This window comes from Pseudomonas sp. RIT623 (assembly GCF_004519305.1).
Classification (GTDB): Bacteria; Pseudomonadota; Gammaproteobacteria; order Pseudomonadales; family Pseudomonadaceae; genus Aquipseudomonas.
The window spans coordinates 67,748-84,021 of record NZ_SOZA01000022.1 but is presented as its reverse complement, the minus strand read 5'-3'; the positions used below and the strand labels follow the sequence as shown (position 1 = coordinate 84,021).

Here is a 16,274-nt window from a genome sequence, read left to right as displayed (position 1 = left end):
TTTTGAAGTTTTTCGTTTCACTTCAAACACTTGACTCGCTGCGATCTCTCGTAGCGGGAGGCGAATCATACAGCGTTACAACCTGCTGTCAACCACCTTTTTCACCGCTTTCGATTTGAAACCGAAGCCCTTGCAGCTACTTCGAACTCGCTTAACTCGTTGAATCTCAAGGAGTTTCGCGTTCCGTTGTCGCTGGAAGTGGGGCGCATTATAAGGGGATCTGGAAATGCGTCAACCTTTAATTTCAAGAAAATGAAATATTTAGCGAAAAGACCGCGTCAGGGCCGCCAGGGGCCCGCCACAAGCCTTGCAGCGCCAATGAGATCGAGCGCCGCCCGCGAGGCGCTCGATCTACCAGGCGCTGAATGCCTAACGGCGGACACCTCTCACCGTAAACACAACCTCCAGCCAGACACCTCCAAACACCAACATCCCCTCACCACTATCTATATAGCCATAGCAATTGCATCCCCACCCCCAATTGCGCACTATATTGCGCACCTCGCCCGCCCAACCACGGACTCCTCCCAAGCATGAACACCCCCCAACGCAGCCTGGTCGCCACGCTGTTCCCCATCGGCCTGCTACTGATCGCCATGGCCTCCATCCAGTCCGGCGCATCGCTGGCCAAAAGCATGTTCCCCATCGTCGGCGCACAAGGCACCACCACCCTGCGCCTGATCTTCGCCAGCATCATCATGGTGCTGTTGCTGCGCCCCTGGCGCGCACGGCTGGATGCCAGCACCCTGCGCAGCGTGATCATCTACGGCATGGCCCTGGGTGGGATGAACTTCCTTTTCTATATGTCCTTGCGCAGCGTCCCACTCGGCATCGCCGTCGCCCTGGAATTCACCGGCCCGCTCACCGTGGCGTTGCTGGCCTCGCGACGAGCATTGGACTTCGTCTGGATCGCCCTGGCCGTCATCGGCCTGTTGCTGCTGATACCCGTCGGCCAGACCGGCGGCGGCATCGACCCGCTTGGTGCCGGCTACGCGCTGGGGGCCGGCGTGTGCTGGGCGCTGTACATTCTATATGGGCAACGCGCCGGAGCCGAAAACGGTATCCAGACCGCGGCTCTGGGGGTGGTGATCGCCGCGCTGTTCGTCGCCCCCATCGGTATTGTCCATGCCGGCAGCGCCCTGCTGACACCCGCCCTGCTCCCGGTGGCCCTGGCCGTGGCGGTACTCTCCACAGCCCTGCCCTACAGCCTGGAAATGGTCGCCCTGACCCGCATGCCTGCCCGCACCTTCGGCACCCTTATGAGCATCGAGCCGGCCTTCGGCGCGCTGTCCGGGCTGCTGTTCCTCGGTGAGCAGCTCACGCTCTGGCAGTGGCTGGCCATTCTTGCGATTATCACCGCGTCAGTAGGGGCGACCCTGTCAATGAAGCGCGAGAGCAACCCACCGGTGGCCGCCGACTGAATTGAGAAATATTTTCATTTGAATGGTTATTCATCCTTGTACCGCTCAGCTTCGCTGATTAAGCTGTCATAAAATCATAATCATGACGCTATCTACTGGGCGGCAAAGGGAAGCCAGGGAACATCAAGGAAGACACGAAGCGCTGACGACTGGCCCGTAAAGTAGTCGGGCCGCATAAGGACAGGAATGAAACGTATTTTGCTCATCCTGGCCATTCTGGCCATGGCCGGATGCGCCGCAACCGCCAACACCGAGGTGAAGCGGGGGAAAAAAGGCCTGCATATCAACTGCTCGGGGCTCTCCTCGTCGTGGGAGAAGTGCTACAACAAGGCGGCCAGCTCCTGCAGCAGCAAAGGCTACAAGGTTATCGCCCGCTCAGGCGACACGGACGAAGAGCCTGGGGACTATGTTTTTGGCATCAACCCCGCTGGCTACACCAGCCGCAGCATGATCGTGATCTGCAAATAACGAAAAGGGCAGCCAAGGGCTGCCCTTTCAGTTTCAGGTTGGTCTCTTTCAGATCGGCGCAGTACGCCGCTCCAACCATGCCAACGCGTCCCCGGTCAACAACGGGGCCAGTCGTTCGCGCACCCTCTGGTGATAGCGATTCAACCAGGCGATGTCCTCGCCACCGAGCGCCTCGAGCAGCAGGCAGCGCGTGTCGATCGGGCACAGGGTCAGCGTTTCGAACTCGAGGAAGTCACCAAACTCGCTGCTACCCACCTCGCGATTGACCACCAGGTTCTCGATGCGCACGCCCCACTCCCCCGGCCGGTAGGTGCCCGGCTCGATCGAGCTGATCATCCCCGGTTGCATCGCCGTCTGCGGCGCTGGAGCGGCCTGGTAGGCAATCACCTGCGGCCCCTCATGCACATTCATGAAGTAGCCGACACCATGGCCGGTGCCGTGTCCATAGTCGACCCGGTCCGCCCAGATCGGCGCTCGAGCAATGGCATCGAGCAGCGGCGAAAGGATGCCCCGGGGGAAACGCGCCCGCGACAAGGCGATCATGCCCTTGAGTACTCTTGAGCAGTCAGCCTTTTGCGCCTGGCTCGGCTCGCCGACCGGCACCATGCGGGTAATGTCGGTGGTACCACCGAGATATTGGCCACCTGAATCGATCAGCAACAGGCCATTGCCCTCGATCACGGCGTGGGATTCTTCCGTGGCGCGGTAATGCGGCATCGCGCCATTGGCGTTGTAGGCGGCAATCGTGGAGAAGCTCAGCGACACATAGCCAGGGCGACGCGCTCGCGCCGCGCTCAGTTGCTCGTCGATGGTCAGCTCGGTGATCCGCCCCTGCCCTTGATGCGCTTCGAACCAGGCGAAGAACTCGCACAGCGCCGCGCCGTCCTGCTCCATGGCCTGACGGATATGGGCGAGATCCCCTTCCCCCTTGCGCGACTTGCTCAAGGTCGTCGGATTGATGCCCTCGACCAGCCGCACCTGCTCGTGCAGATGGTCCAGCAGCCCACGGGTGACCCGTGCCGGATCCACTAGCAGGCTGGCCGTGGCCGGGATTGCCGCCAGCGCCTCGCCGACCGCTACGTAGTCACGAACCTCGATACCATCGGCCGCCAATACCTGGCGCAGGTGCCCATCGACCTTGTCGCGCCCGACGAACAGGTACGCCTTGTCCTGGCTGAGCAACGCGAAAGAGACGAACACGGGGTTGTAGGAAACATCGCTGCCACGCAGGTTGAACAGCCAGGCGATATCGTCCAGCGTGGCAATGAAATGCCAGTCGGCGCCTTTTTCCTGCAGGGTGCCCCGCAACTCGGCGAGCTTTTGCGCACGATTGACCGTGGCATGGGGTGGCAGGTGCTGGTAGACCGGATTGCCCGGCAACGATGGGCGGTCGCTCCAGACCTCGGCCAGCAGATCGATATCCGTACGCAGCTTTGCGCCCCGCGCCTGCAGACGCTCGCTCAACTGGCGGGCAGCGGCCACTGCCATGACCGCACCATCCACCACCACGGTACCGTCGACCTGCGCACCCAACCACTCCAACGCGCCTGGCTGCCCGGGCCGCAGCTTCATCAGCTCGATGCCACTGCCGGCCAGCTCCTTGTTCGCCTGCTCCCAATAGCGACTGTCAGCCCAGAGCCCAGCGAAATCAGCCGTGACCACCAGCGTGCCCACCGACCCCTCGAAACCGGACAACCATTGCCGCCCCTGCCAATAGCCAGGCAGGTACTCGGACAGATGCGGGTCGGCCGAGGGCACCAGCAGGGCAGCAACGCCCTCCCGGGCCATGGCCTCGCGCACGCGGGCCAGGCGCGCTGGTACGGATTCGTGAAGCGGGGACTGACTGTTCATGCGCACTCCTGCGGATAGGTGTCGACGGGTCCAGGCCGTCGATAATGAAACAGCTGGCGGGCGCCCGCAATCACCACGACCGTAACAAGGCATGCATTGCCCCAAGTGCCCTGCCGACCGTCGATCCTTCCTCCTGAACTAAACAGCCTGCGCGCCTTCACACCCCTTACACCCCCTGTGAACGCGAGGCTGGCCATGCCCCACTCCCGCGAACCGAAAAGCGCTGTCGTACTGCTCGATACCCGCGAGCACATACCCGGACACGAGCGGGCGACCCAACTGAGGATCGCCGAGTACCTGGCACGCCTGTTGGGCATCGAGCGCGTCGAGCCAGCGCCTATGCCCGACGCCGAAGCATGCTGTTACTACGTGCCGAGCGAAACCTTGGTCGATCCGGCGCGTCAGGCGGTGCTCGGCATCCAGGACGAGAACGACCTTTTTGGCGGAGCCGTCAGTCATCCGCACCTCGCTACCAAGGCCATCTCCCACCCAGTGCCTGCCGACGCCAGCTTTCCGCCCGGCTGGACCGATGCGTTTGCACAGCAAGCCTGCGATGCCCTGCTCCGTGGCTATACGGTGTTTTCCAAGGGCGACGCCCGCCGGGCGGCCGAGTTGCTGTTGCGCGAGGGGCCGGTACGCATCAAACCGGTGCTGGCCTGCGCCGGTCGGGGCCAGCAGGTCATCGCTGACGCCCAGGCCCTGGAACCGTTGCTGGAGGGCATGGACGAACAGACGTTGGCACTGTGGGGCCTGGTCCTGGAAGAAGACCTCGACGACGTCGAGACCTTCAGCGTCGGCCAGGTCCGCGTGGCAGGGCTGACCCTCAGCTACCACGGCATCCAGCACCTGACCCGCGATCACGCTGGCAGCGAGGTGTACGGTGGCTCCGATCTGGTGTTCGTGCGTGGCGACTACCAGAAATTGCTGCAATTACCGCTCGCGGATCACCTACGCCTGGCCATCACCCAGGCCATGGCCTACGAACAAGCCGCCGAACGTTACTTCCCCGGATTTATCGCTTCACGCCGTAACTATGACATCGCCCGCGGCCGTGACAGCCACGGCCATCTGCGCAGTGGCGTGCTCGAACAATCCTGGCGCCTGGGTGGCGCCAGCCCGGCCGAGGTCCTGGCATTGACGGCCTTCGCCGAGGATCCGGCGCTGCAGCGGCTATGCGCATCGACCCACGAGGTGTTCGGCCGGGCGCGACTGCCCGCCGACGCCACACTGTTCTATCAGGGGCACGACAGTGAACTCGGACAACTCAGCAAATATGCACGGATACGCGACCATGACCATCGAGAGTGAAACAGTGGAACTGCACGTCGAAGGGGAAACCATCGCCGGCACCCTGGTCAGCCCCGGCAGCCGCATGCCGGGCATCCTTTTCGTCCATGGCTGGGGTGGCAGCCAGCAACGCGACCTTGCCCGCGCCCGGCAGATCACCGGGCTGGGTTGTGTGTGCATGACCTTCGACCTGCGCGGTCACGAAAAAACCGAAAGCCAGCGTCTGACCGTCACCCGCGAACAGAACCTCGACGACTTGCTGGCCGCCTACGACCGCCTGGTCGGCCACCCCGCGGTAGACCCCAGCGCCGTCGCCGTGATCGGCAGCAGCTACGGCGGTTACCTGGCGACACTGCTGAGCACCCGCAGGGCCGTGAAGTGGCTGGCCCTGCGGGTGCCGGCGCTGTATTGGGACGATGAATGGAACACGCCCAAGCAGGGCCTCGACCGCCAACGCCTGAGCGCTTATCGCCTGCGCAGCCTGGGCCCGGCCGACAACCGCGCCCTGGCGGCATGCGCCGAATTCGGCGGCGACGTGCTGCTGGTGGAGTCGGAGCAAGACGACTACGTGCCACACAGCACACTAATGAGCTACCGCGCGGCCTTCGTCAGCGCCCATTCGATGACTCATCGCCTGGTCGATGGCGCCGACCATGCACTGTCGAGCGAGCAGAGCCAGAAGGCCTACAGCGCGATCCTCACCGCCTGGATCGGCGAGATGGTCATCGGCGCGCGCCTCGACCGCTACCCGCACTACGCGCCTTGGTACGCCTGAGCCACGCCAACTTGGCAATGCAAGCCGCCATCCGCGCCGCGCACCAGGCTGCGCAATGTCTGGTAGGCGGCGAAGTTCACCCCGCGGGCCTGGTACTGGCACAACAGGTCGAGGAACGGCTCCTCGACAAAATAGCCCGCTGCCGCCGCCCAGGCCTGGCGTGACTGCCACTGCAGGTGCTGCAGCACCCGCTGGCCGTCGTCACTGACCTGGATACTGACGTTAAGCAACCCGGCGCAGCGTTGCGCCAACTGCTCGCTACGGGTGACCAGGGCCTCGGCCAGCGCCTCCTGGCGCAGCGCGGGCACGTTGTACTCGATCATCTGGGTGAACCACAGGGAATGGGTGTTGGCCGCCATCGCGGATCTCCTCGTTTCGGACACTTGCAGCAGATGGTCGAGGAGGGTAAAACCTCCAGTTAACTCAAGGTCAAGGATTTTCTTGCCGATGAAATCGCCTTCCTCCCAGGACCGCCTGCTCAGCGTCGGTCAACTAGCGGCACGCAGCGGCGTGGCTGTGACCGCCCTGCACTTCTATGAAACCAAGGGGCTGATCCACAGTACCCGCAATGCCGGCAACCAGCGCCGTTACCCGCGGGCGGTGCTACGCCGGGTGGCGGTGATCAAGATGGCCCAGCGCCTGGGTATTCCCCTGGGCGACATCGCCAGGGCCCTGGATACCCTGCCCTGCGACCACACCCCCACCGCCGGTGACTGGCAGCGCCTGTCGGCGCAATGGCGCGAGGACCTGACCCGGCGCATCGACGAAATGCTCATGCTGCGTGACCAGCTCGATGGCTGTATTGGCTGTGGCTGCATGTCGCTGAAAGAGTGCCCGCTGCGCAATCACCATGACCGCCTGGCCGACGAAGGCCCAGGGCCGCATCCGCCCAGCCAGGCCTGAGGCTCAGCCGCAGATCACCGCGAACCGTCGCCGGTAGTCGCTGGGGGTCATCCCGGTCAGGCGCTGGAACACCTTGCGAAAGGCGCCGGGGTCCTGGTAGCCGACGCCCCAGGCGATCTGTTCGACGCTGCGTCGGGTGAACTCCAGCAAGCGGCAAGCGCGCCCCACCCGGACTTGCTGGGCATACTCGGTGGGGCGCAGGCCGGTGGCGGCGCGAAAACGGCGCAGGAAGGTGCGAGGCTCCAGGCCCGCGCAATGCGCCATGTCCGCCAGGCTGGCAGTTCGGGCTTCATCGCCTTGCAGCCAGTGCTGAACCTTCAGCACCGCCTCATCGCCATGCTCCAGCCGGGGCTGGAACAGCGCCCCGGGCAACGGCGCGGGCGCGGGCTCGACCGACAGGTAGCGCGCGGTTTCGCGGGCCAGGCCATGGCCGACGAAACGTTCGATAAGGTGCAAGCCCAGATCAGTCCAGGCCATCAGCCCGGCTGAGGTGATGATATCGCCATCATCGAGCAGCGGCTGACTCCCCTGCACCCGCACCCGGGGGAAGCGCTCGCTCAAGGCCTGCGCGTAGTTCCAGTGAGTGCATGCCGGGCGCCCGTCGAGCAGGCCGCTGCCGGCGATGAGGAATACGCCGATGCACACCGAGGCCAACACCGCGCCCTGGGCATGCAACGCACACAGCGCCGCGCGATGGGCCTGCAGTAACTCGGCCGATGGCGTGGCCGCCAGGCTCGGCGGGATCATCAGCGCGCGCAGGGCATGCCCAGGGCCAGGGTGAGTATCCTCGATCACTTGCAACTGCCCACTGGCATCGAGCTGCCAATGGCTGACCCGAAGCGCCGGCAGGTCGTGATCACCCAACTGCCCGGCCACCCGATTGGCCACCGCGAACAGGTCGGTCATGCCGTGCACGGCCGCACTTTGCGCGCCGAGGTAGCACAGCACGCCGATTTCCAGGCTGTCAGTTTTTGCCGTCATTGTGTCGCTCGCGCCAATCCTCAAACAGATCGGTCAAGCCTATAACTATCGGCAGTTCATCACTACTGCCGCAGGAGGCACCATGAGCAAGCAGGCCCTGATCATCATCGATATCCAGAACGACTACTTCCCCGGCGGCAAATGGACCCTGGACGGTGCCGACGCCGCCGCCGACAACGCAGCGCGCCTGCTGGCCACAGCGCGTGAACGGGGCGATCTGGTGGTGCATGTGCGCCATGAGTTCACCAACAGCGATGCGCCATTCTTCGCCCCGGGTTCGGCGGGGGCGCGGATCCACCCCAAGGTGGCGCCGGCGTCGGGTGAGCCGGTGGTACTCAAGCAGCAGGTGAACGCCTTTCGCGACACCGAGCTGAAGGCGGTACTTGATCAGCACGGCGTTACCGCCCTGAGCATCGTTGGCAGCATGAGCCATATGTGTATCGATGCAGCCGTACGCGCCGCGGCGGACTTCGGTTACGCCGTCAAGGTGGCCCACGACGCCTGCGCTACCCTGGCCTTGGACTTCGCTGGCAAGCAGGTAGCCGCAGCGGATGTACAGGCCGCGTCGATGGCGGCGCTGGCGTTTGCCTATGCCGAGGTGGTGAGCACCGACGAGCTGCTGCGCGCCTGAGAGCCTCGCCAGCGCAATACCGGCACGGCCGGTGCCCACAGTTGGCCGTTGGCCAAGCGTTCAGATCACCACGTTGCGGACAAAGCGCACGCTCACCTCGCCGTCATTGCGGTAGGCGTAGCGGCAATCGCTGGGGAAGACAAAGAACTCGCCCCGGGCCAACTGCCGCTCGCCGCCCTCAATGATCAGGGTCAGGCAGCCTTCGGCCACATAGATCTGCTCGCTCCAGCCGGCCGCGTCGGCTTCGCTGGCGTAGCATTCGCCAGGCGCCAGGGTCCACTCCCACAGCTCCACCTCGCGCCGTGCCGGGCTGCTGCCCAGCAATACGGCTCGGCTGGCGGGGTGCTCGCCAGCCCAGGCCAGCTCGTCGATACGGCTGGGATCTCGGTGCTCTGGCGCCTGGATCAACGTACTGAATGCCACCCCCAGCGCTTCGGCGATCAGGTCAAGGGTGGTCAGGCTGACATTCTTCTCGCCCGCCTCGATGGCCACCAGCATTCGCCGGCTGACCCCGGAACGCTCGGCCAGGACGCTCTGGCTCAGACCAGCATCGCTACGCAGGCGGCGAACGTTCTGGCTGACATGCTGCAGCACCGAAGCACGGTGCTCGGAATTTTTGTGCACTATATTGCTCACTGGTAGGGGCTGCGCAGTATACTGCCCACTTTGCGGCGAATTGTGCGCCGCCCCTTCCGAGCACGCAAGACCATGAGCCAGACCGCCCCCAGCACAGCCGCCATCACCTTCCGCCTGAGCAAGGCCGAACTGGTGCTGGTGTTCATCACCATGCTCTGGGGCGGCACCTTCCTCATCGTGCACAACGTCATGACCGTCAGCGGGCCGATGTTCTTCGTCGGCCTGCGCTTCGCCGCCGCCGCCCTGTTCGTCGGGCTGGTTTCGGCGCGCTCGTTGCCGGGGCTGACCTTCACCGAGCTCAAGGCCGGATTGCTCATCGGCGTGTCGATCATGCTCGGCTACGGCCTGCAGACCATGGGCCTGCAAACCATCAGCAGCAGCCAGTCGGCCTTTATTACCGCGCTGTACGTGCCGTTCGTGCCGCTGCTGCAATGGCTGGTGCTGGGGCGTCGCCCGGGATTGATGCCGAGCATCGGCATCTGCCTGGCGTTCGTCGGCCTGATGCTGCTGGCCGGCCCCGAGGGCGGCTCGCTGCATTTCAGCGAGGGTGAACTGGTGACCCTGGTCAGCGCCGTGGCGATCGCCGGCGAGATCATCCTGATCAGCCGCTACGCCGGCAAGGTGGACGTGCGTCGGGTCACCGTGGTGCAACTGGCCACCGCCTCGGCGCTGGCATTCCTGATGATCGTGCCGACCCAGGAGCGCATTGCCGATTTTTCCTGGTTGCTGGTGGCCAGCGCCGTGGGCCTGGGGGCGATGAGCGCGGTGATCCAGGTGGCGATGAATTGGGCGCAGAAGTCGGTTTCGCCGACCCGCGCCACGCTGATCTATGCCGGCGAACCGGTATGGGCCGGGATTGTCGGGCGTATTGCCGGCGAACGCCTGCCTGGCGTGGCCCTGATCGGCGGCCTGCTGATCGTGCTGGCGGTGGTGGTGAGCGAGTTGAAGATTCGCCGTCAGGATCAAGCCGACGCCTTGCAGGACGATGAGCCGCGTCAGCGCGAGGCGGGACTGTAGCCCACACGACGACCCCAGCAGCCTCATGCCTTGAACCAGACCTGTGGCAGCCGGCTTGCTGGCGATGGGCTGCAAAGCAGCCCCACGGGCGCGCGCTCAGCCGCTATGCTCTGTAAAAAACTGTTATAAAAAAACAGCGTGTCACAGCACATTTGTAGGATCCTGCAACCGCTTGCGTGTTGGTGATCAACCGACCGGCACGTATGATCCTTGGCAAACTTCTCCAGAATAAAACGCTATGTCATTGATTGTGCTATTGCTTCTGCCCTTCGTGGGCAGTTGCCTGGCGGCTGTACTGCCGCACAACGCACGTAACGCCGAGTCCATCCTCGCTGGGCTCGTGGCCCTGGTCGGCACCGTCCAGGTAGCGTTGCTGTACCCGCAAGTCGCCCACGGCGGGGTCATTCGCGAGGAGCTGCTGTGGCTGCCCAGCCTGGGTATGAACCTGGTCCTGCGCATGGATGGCTTCGCCTGGCTGTTCAGCCTGCTGGTGCTGGGCATTGGCACCCTGGTGTCGCTGTACGCCCGCTACTACATGTCGCCACAAGACCCGGTGCCGCGGTTCTTCGCGTTCTTCCTGGCGTTCATGGGCGCCATGCTCGGCCTGGTGATCTCCGGCAACCTGATCCAGCTGGTGTTCTTCTGGGAGTTGACCAGCCTGTTCTCGTTCCTGCTGATCGGCTACTGGCACCATCGCGCCGACGCCCGCCGCGGTGCCTACATGGCCCTGATGGTCACCGGGGCCGGCGGCTTGTGCCTGCTGGTCGGAGCCCTGCTGCTCGGCCATGTGGTCGGCAGCTATGACCTGGACAAGGTCCTGGCTGCCGGCGACACCATCCGCCAGCATGCGCTGTACCCGGTGCTGCTGCCCCTGATCCTGCTCGGTGCGTTGAGTAAAAGCGCGCAATTCCCCTTCCAGTTCTGGCTGCCCCATGCCATGGCGGCGCCCACCCCCGTCTCGGCTTACCTGCACTCGGCGACCATGGTCAAGGCCGGGGTGTTCCTGCTCGCGCGCCTGTGGCCGGTGCTCTCGGGCAGCGAGGAATGGTTCTGGATCGTCGGCGGCGCCGGCGCCGCCACCTTGCTGCTCGGTGCCTTCGCCGCGATGTTCCAGAACGACCTCAAGGGTCTTCTGGCCTACTCGACCATCAGCCACCTGGGCCTGATCACCCTGCTGCTGGGCCTGAACAGCCCGCTGGCCGCCGTGGCCGCGGTGTTCCACATCCTCAACCACGCCACCTTCAAGGCCTCGCTGTTCATGGCCGCGGGGATCATCGACCACGAGAGCGGCACCCGCGACATCCGCCGCCTCAGCGGCCTGTTCCGGCTGGTGCCGTTCACCGCCACCCTGGCCATGGTCGCCAGTGCCTCGATGGCCGGCGTGCCATTGATGAACGGCTTCCTGTCCAAGGAGATGTTCTTCGCCGAGACCGTGTTCATCAGCTCCACCGCCTGGGTCGAGGCCGCGCTGCCGGTGATCGCCACCCTGGCCGGGACCTTCAGCGTGGCCTACGCGCTGCGTTTCACGGTCGATGTGTTCTTCGGCCCGCCGGCCCAGGACTTGCCGCACACCCCCCACGAACCGCCGCGCTGGATGCGCGCGCCGGTCGAGCTGCTGGTGCTCACCTGCCTGGTGGTCGGCATCTTCCCGGCACAATCGGTCGGCCCGCTGCTGGCCGCCGCCGCGCTGCCGGTGGTCGGCGGTACCCTGCCCGAGTACAGCCTGGCCATCTGGCACGGCTGGAACGCCCCGCTGATCATGAGCCTGATCGCCATGTGCGGCGGCATCGTCCTCTACCTGCTGCTGCGCAAGCAGTTGCAACGCGGCCGCTTCCCCTACCCGCCGCTGATCGAGCGGTTCAACGGCAAGCGCCTGTTCGAACACGGCCTGGTCCGCCTGATGCTGCTGGCCCGCCACCTCGAACGGCTGCTGACCACCCGCCGCCTGCAGACCCAGCTGTTCATGCTGGTGCTGGCGGCCTTCATCGCCGGCCTGGTGCCGCTGCTATACAGTGGCCTGAGCTGGGGCGACCGGCCGAAGATCCCCGGTTCCGGCGTGTTCGTCGCGCTGTGGTTGATCGCCATTGCCTGCGCCATTGGCGCCGCCTACCAGGCCAAGTACCACCGCCTGGCGGCGCTGATCATGGTCGGCGTCTGCGGCCTGATGACCTGCATCACCTTCGTCTGGTTCTCCGCCCCCGACCTGGCCCTGACCCAGTTGGCGGTCGAGGTGGTGACCACCGTGCTGATCCTGCTTGGCCTGCGCTGGCTGCCCCGGCGTATCGAAGGCGTCTCGCCACTGCCCGGCAGCCAGGAGCGCGCGCGCCTGCGGCGCCTGCGCGACCTGGTGCTGGCGGTGCTGGTGGGAGGCGGCATGGCGCTGTTGTCCTACGCCATGCTCACCCGCCCAACGCCAAACGACATCTCCTCGTTCTACCTCAGCCGCGCCCTGCCGCAAGGTGGCGGCACCAATGTGGTGAACGTGATGCTGGTGGACTTCCGCGGCTTCGACACCCTCGGCGAGATCACCGTGCTGGTGGCGGTGGCACTGACCGTGTTCGCCCTGCTGCGCCGCTTCCGCCCACCCAAGGAGAGTATGCAGTTGCCAGCCCAGCAGCGTCAGCTGGCACCGGACGTGGTCACCGACCTGGTCAACCCCCGCCATGCCACCGATACCGCGCTGGGCTTCATGATGGTGCCGGCCGCGCTGGTGCGGCTGCTGCTGCCGATCGCCCTGCTGGTTTCGATGTACCTGTTCATGCGCGGCCACAACCAACCGGGCGGCGGCTTCGTCGCCGGCTTGGTGATGTCGGTGGCGTTCATCCTCCAGTACATGGTCGCCGGCACCCAGTGGGTCGAGGCGCAGATGAGCCTGCGCCCTCTGCGCTGGATGGGTACTGGCCTGCTCTGCGCCACCCTCACTGGCGCCGGGGCGATGCTGCTCGGCTACCCGTTCCTGACCACCCACACCGCCCACCTGCACCTGCCGCTGCTGGGTGACGTGCACGTGGCCAGCGCACTGTTCTTCGACATCGGCGTGTACACCGTGGTGGTCGGTTCGACCCTGCTAATCCTCACCGCCCTGGCGCACCAGTCGGTGCGCGCCTACCGCCCGGGCAATCCCGGCAAATCCAGCCAAGCAGGAGCCGCCTGATGGAAGAAGTCATTGCAGTCGCCATCGGCGTGCTGGCCGCCTCCGGGGTATGGCTGGTACTGCGCCCACGTACCTACCAGGTGATCATGGGCCTGTGCCTGCTGTCCTACGGCGTCAACCTGTTCATCTTCAGCATGGGCAGCCTGTTCATCGGCCGTGAGCCGATCATCAAGGACGGCGTGCCGCAAGATCTGCTGCACTACACCGACCCGTTGCCCCAGGCGTTGGTGCTGACCGCCATCGTCATCAGCTTTGCCATGACCGCGCTGTTCCTGGTGGTGCTGCTGGCATCGCGCGGGCTGACCGGCACCGACCACGTCGACGGCCGGGAGCGTGAAGAATGAGCGGGACGAGCCAACTGATCATTGCCCCGATCCTGCTGCCGCTGATCACCGCGGCGCTAATGCTGCTGATCGGCGAAAAACACCGCTGGCTCAAGGCACGGCTGAACCTGCTGTCCACCTTCGCCGGGCTCGGCATCGCCATCACCCTGCTGACCTGGGTGCGCACCCAGGGCCAGGCCGAGTCCATCGGTGTCTACCTGCCGGGCAACTGGCCGGTGCCGTTCGGCATCGTGCTGGTGGTCGACCACCTTTCAGCGCTGCTGCTGGTGCTGACCGGCATCGTCGGCAGCAGCGCGCTGCTGTTCGCCCGCGCCCGCTGGGATGGTGCCGGGGCCAGCTTCCACGCGCTGTTCCAGATCCAGCTCATGGGCCTGTACGGCGCGTTCCTCACCGCCGACCTGTTCAACCTGTTCGTGTTCTTCGAAGTGCTGCTGGCAGCCTCCTACGGCTTGCTGTTGCACGGCTCGGGGCGCGCACGGGTCAAGGCCGGCCTGCACTACATTGCCATCAACCTGTTCGCCTCATCGCTGTTCCTGGTGGGCGCAGCCATGCTCTATGGCGTGACCGGCACCCTGAACATGGCTGACCTGGCACTGAAGGTGCCACTGGTCCCCGAGGCCGACCGCGGCCTGCTGCACGCCGGCGCGGCGATCCTGGCCATCGCCTTCCTGGCCAAGGCCGGGATCTGGCCGCTGAACTTCTGGTTGGTGCCGGCCTACTCCTCGGCCAGCGCACCGGTGGCCGCGCTGTTCGCGATCATGACCAAGGTTGGCCTGTACGCCGTGCTGCGCCTGTGGAGCTTGCTGTTCTCCAGCCAAGCCGGGGCCTCGGCGCAGTTCGGTGGCGAATGGTTGGTGTACGGTGGCCTGGCGACCCTGGCCGTGGCCGCGGCGTCGATCCTCGCCGCCCAGCGCCTGGAGCGTCTGGCGGCCCTGAGCATCCTGGTCTCGGCCGGCACCCTGATGGCCGCCATCGGCTTCGGCCAAGCGGTACTGACCGGCGCCGCGCTGTTCTACCTGGCCAGCTCCACCCTGGCGCTGTGCGCGCTGTTCCTGCTGGCCGAGCTGGTCGAGCGCTCGCGCTCGGCCAACGAGGCGCCGCTGGATGACGAAGAAGATGTGATGCCCTCACCGCTCGAGTCACTGCACCCACCCAAGGGCATCAACCTCGACGACGAGCAGAAGGCGGTGATCGGCCAGATCATTCCCTGGACCATGGCCTTCCTCGGCCTGAGCTTCATTGCCTGCGCCCTGTTGATCATCGGCATGCCGCCGCTGTCGGGCTTCATCGGCAAGCTCAACCTGATCAGCGCGCTGTTCAATCCCAACGGCCTGGGTATCGCCCCCGAGCAACCGTTGGGCGCGGCGGGCTGGGCCTTGGTCAGCCTGCTGATTCTCTCGGGCATGGCTTCGCTGATCGCCTTTGGCCGCGTCGGCATCCAACGCTTCTGGAAGCCCGAGGAGCGTCCTTCGCCAGTGTTGCGCCGCTACGAGTGCCTGCCCATCGTCATGCTCCTGGGCCTGTGCATCTTCCTCAGTCTCAAGGCCGAGCCGCTGCTGCGCTATACCCAGGACACCGCCGCCAACCTGCAGGCGCCTGACCGCTACATCGAAGCAGTAATGGCGACCCGGCCGCAGCCCGGCCCGACCACCGCCAGCGCCGAGGTGACGCCATGAACCGCCTGTTCCCCGCGCCGCTGCTGTCGCTGGCGCTGTTCGCCCTGTGGCTGCTACTGAACCTGTCGATGAGCCCGGGCAACCTGCTGTTGGCTGCCGCGCTGGGGGTGCTGGCGCCCATCCTGATGGCGCCACTGCGCCCGCAGCATGCCCACGTCCGCCGGCCACTGACGATCGCCCGGCTGATCTGCCGGGTCGGTACCGATGTGATCCTCTCCAACCTGCAGGTGGCCCGTGGCGTGCTGCGCGCCGGTAGTACGCCGCCGCGCTCAGCGTTCGTGCACATTCCGCTGACGCTGCGCGATGCCCATGGGCTGGCAGCCTTGTCGATGATCACTACAGTGGTACCGGGCACGGTCTGGTCGGAACTGGCGCTGGACCGCAGCGTACTACTCCTGCATGTGTTCGACCTGGAGGACGAGGCGGCTTTCATCGCGCACTTCAAGCACACCTACGAACGCCCGTTGATGGAGATCTTCGAATGAACGGCCTGCTTGCCAATGCCGTCCTCGCCAGCCTGTTCATCTTCGCCTTGGCCATGGGCCTGGCGCTAATCCGGCTGTTCCGCGGGCCTTCCGCCCAGGACCGGGTGCTGGCGCTGGACTACCTGTACATCCTGGGCATGTTGATGATGCTGGTGCTGGGCATTCGCTACGCCAGTGATACCTACTTCGAGGGCGCGCTGCTGATCGCCCTGTTCGGCTTTGTCGGCTCGTTCGCCCTGGCCAAGTTCCTGCTGCGTGGCGAGGTGATCGAATGAGTGAAACCGTCGAACTGCCGTTCTGGCTGGAGTTGCTGGTGTCTGCCCTGCTATTGCTGGGCAGCCTGTTCGCCCTGATCGGCGCCATCGGCATGCTGCGCCTGAAGGATTTCTTCCAACGCATGCATCCGCCCGCGCTGGCCTCGACCATCGGCGCCTGGTGCGTGGCGCTGGCCTCGATCCTGTACTTTTCGCTGCTCAAGCAAAGCCCGGTGCTGCACGCCTGGCTGATTCCGATCCTGCTGTCGATCACCGTGCCGGTCACCACACTGTTGCTGGCGCGAGCGGCACTGTTTCGCAAGCGCACCTCGGGCGAAGCAGTGCCCGAGGAAGTCAGCAGTGGCCGGGATCGGGGTAATTGACCAGGTGC

General features: G+C 65.2%; 17 protein-coding genes. 13 read left to right on the top strand and 4 right to left on the bottom strand.

Features of this window, described 5'->3' with window-relative positions:
* Positions 1–533: 533 nt before the first annotated feature.
* Entirely contained in the window at positions 534–1,421 is an 888-nt protein-coding gene (rhtA, locus tag E3U47_RS15925) for a threonine/homoserine exporter RhtA (protein ID WP_134692639.1), read from the top strand.
* A 186-nt stretch (positions 1,422–1,607) separates the two neighbouring features.
* Positions 1,608–1,889 carry a hypothetical protein gene (locus E3U47_RS15920; protein ID WP_134692638.1) on the top strand — a complete coding sequence of 94 codons (282 nt, stop codon included), beginning with the start codon at positions 1,608–1,610 and terminating at the stop codon, positions 1,887–1,889.
* Between the two features lie 48 nt (positions 1,890–1,937).
* Here E3U47_RS15920 and E3U47_RS15915 read toward each other — a convergent pair whose 3' ends face one another.
* Positions 1,938–3,740 (bottom strand): aminopeptidase P family protein, encoded by a 1,803-nt coding sequence (locus tag E3U47_RS15915; RefSeq protein ID WP_134692637.1) that lies wholly within the window; start codon positions 3,738–3,740, stop codon positions 1,938–1,940.
* Positions 3,741–3,935: 195 nt separating this feature from the next.
* Between E3U47_RS15915 and E3U47_RS15910 the strand changes: the two genes are divergently transcribed.
* The gene (locus E3U47_RS15910; protein ID WP_372239514.1) at positions 3,936–5,048 is read left to right on the top strand and encodes a DUF3182 family protein; all 1,113 of its coding nucleotides are present in this window, start codon (positions 3,936–3,938) and stop codon (positions 5,046–5,048) included.
* On the top strand, positions 5,032–5,802 hold the full coding sequence (locus tag E3U47_RS15905; protein WP_134692636.1) for a S9 family peptidase: 771 nt from the start codon (positions 5,032–5,034) through the stop codon (positions 5,800–5,802). The genes E3U47_RS15910 and E3U47_RS15905 overlap by 17 nt, the downstream gene beginning before the upstream one ends.
* Here E3U47_RS15905 and E3U47_RS15900 read toward each other — a convergent pair.
* The gene (locus E3U47_RS15900; RefSeq protein WP_134692635.1) at positions 5,781–6,161 is read right to left on the bottom strand and encodes an antibiotic biosynthesis monooxygenase; all 381 of its coding nucleotides are present in this window, start codon (positions 6,159–6,161) and stop codon (positions 5,781–5,783) included. The two genes, E3U47_RS15905 and E3U47_RS15900, sit on opposite strands and share 22 nt — an antisense overlap.
* A gap of 88 nt (positions 6,162–6,249) precedes the next feature.
* Here E3U47_RS15900 and soxR point away from each other — a divergent pair, with 88 nt between their 5' ends.
* Positions 6,250–6,705, top strand: a complete 456-nt coding sequence (gene soxR / locus E3U47_RS15895; protein WP_302467656.1) for a redox-sensitive transcriptional activator SoxR — start codon at positions 6,250–6,252, stop codon at positions 6,703–6,705.
* A 3-nt stretch (positions 6,706–6,708) separates the two neighbouring features.
* Here soxR and E3U47_RS15890 read toward each other — a convergent pair whose 3' ends face one another.
* Positions 6,709–7,686: a GlxA family transcriptional regulator gene (locus tag E3U47_RS15890; RefSeq protein WP_134692633.1), complete on the bottom strand. Its 978-nt coding sequence runs from the start codon at positions 7,684–7,686 to the stop codon at positions 6,709–6,711.
* Between the two features lie 82 nt (positions 7,687–7,768).
* On the opposite strand from E3U47_RS15890, the gene E3U47_RS15885 reads away from it, so the two are divergent.
* Positions 7,769–8,317, top strand: a complete 549-nt coding sequence (locus tag E3U47_RS15885; protein ID WP_134692632.1) for a cysteine hydrolase family protein — start codon at positions 7,769–7,771, stop codon at positions 8,315–8,317.
* Between the two features lie 60 nt (positions 8,318–8,377).
* Here the strand turns inward: E3U47_RS15885 and E3U47_RS15880 are convergent, their stop codons facing one another.
* On the bottom strand, positions 8,378–8,941 hold the full coding sequence (locus E3U47_RS15880) for a helix-turn-helix domain-containing protein (protein WP_134692631.1): 564 nt from the start codon (positions 8,939–8,941) through the stop codon (positions 8,378–8,380).
* An 84-nt stretch (positions 8,942–9,025) separates the two neighbouring features.
* Between E3U47_RS15880 and E3U47_RS15875 the strand changes: the two genes are divergently transcribed.
* From E3U47_RS15875 to E3U47_RS15845, 7 genes are all read left to right on the top strand, one after another.
* Positions 9,026–9,970, top strand: a complete 945-nt coding sequence (locus tag E3U47_RS15875; RefSeq protein ID WP_134692630.1) for a DMT family transporter — start codon at positions 9,026–9,028, stop codon at positions 9,968–9,970.
* Between the two features lie 238 nt (positions 9,971–10,208).
* Complete coding sequence (locus tag E3U47_RS15870; RefSeq protein WP_134692629.1) at positions 10,209–13,124, top strand: monovalent cation/H+ antiporter subunit A; 2,916 nt, start codon at positions 10,209–10,211, stop codon at positions 13,122–13,124.
* Entirely contained in the window at positions 13,124–13,468 is a 345-nt protein-coding gene (locus E3U47_RS15865; RefSeq protein WP_134692628.1) for a Na+/H+ antiporter subunit C, read from the top strand. Before E3U47_RS15870 ends, E3U47_RS15865 begins: the two co-directional genes overlap by 1 nt.
* Positions 13,465–15,144, top strand: coding sequence for a monovalent cation/H+ antiporter subunit D (locus E3U47_RS15860; protein ID WP_134692627.1), 1,680 nt, complete (start codon positions 13,465–13,467; stop codon positions 15,142–15,144). The genes E3U47_RS15865 and E3U47_RS15860 overlap by 4 nt, the downstream gene beginning before the upstream one ends.
* Positions 15,141–15,629, top strand: coding sequence for a Na+/H+ antiporter subunit E (locus tag E3U47_RS15855; protein ID WP_134692626.1), 489 nt, complete (start codon positions 15,141–15,143; stop codon positions 15,627–15,629). The genes E3U47_RS15860 and E3U47_RS15855 overlap by 4 nt, the downstream gene beginning before the upstream one ends.
* A complete protein-coding gene (locus E3U47_RS15850; RefSeq protein ID WP_134692625.1) occupies positions 15,626–15,904 on the top strand; it encodes a K+/H+ antiporter subunit F in 279 nt (92 codons plus the stop codon). The genes E3U47_RS15855 and E3U47_RS15850 overlap by 4 nt, the downstream gene beginning before the upstream one ends.
* A complete protein-coding gene (locus tag E3U47_RS15845; protein ID WP_134692624.1) occupies positions 15,901–16,266 on the top strand; it encodes a Na+/H+ antiporter subunit G in 366 nt (121 codons plus the stop codon). Before E3U47_RS15850 ends, E3U47_RS15845 begins: the two co-directional genes overlap by 4 nt.
* The last annotated feature ends 8 nt before the right edge of the window (positions 16,267–16,274 follow it).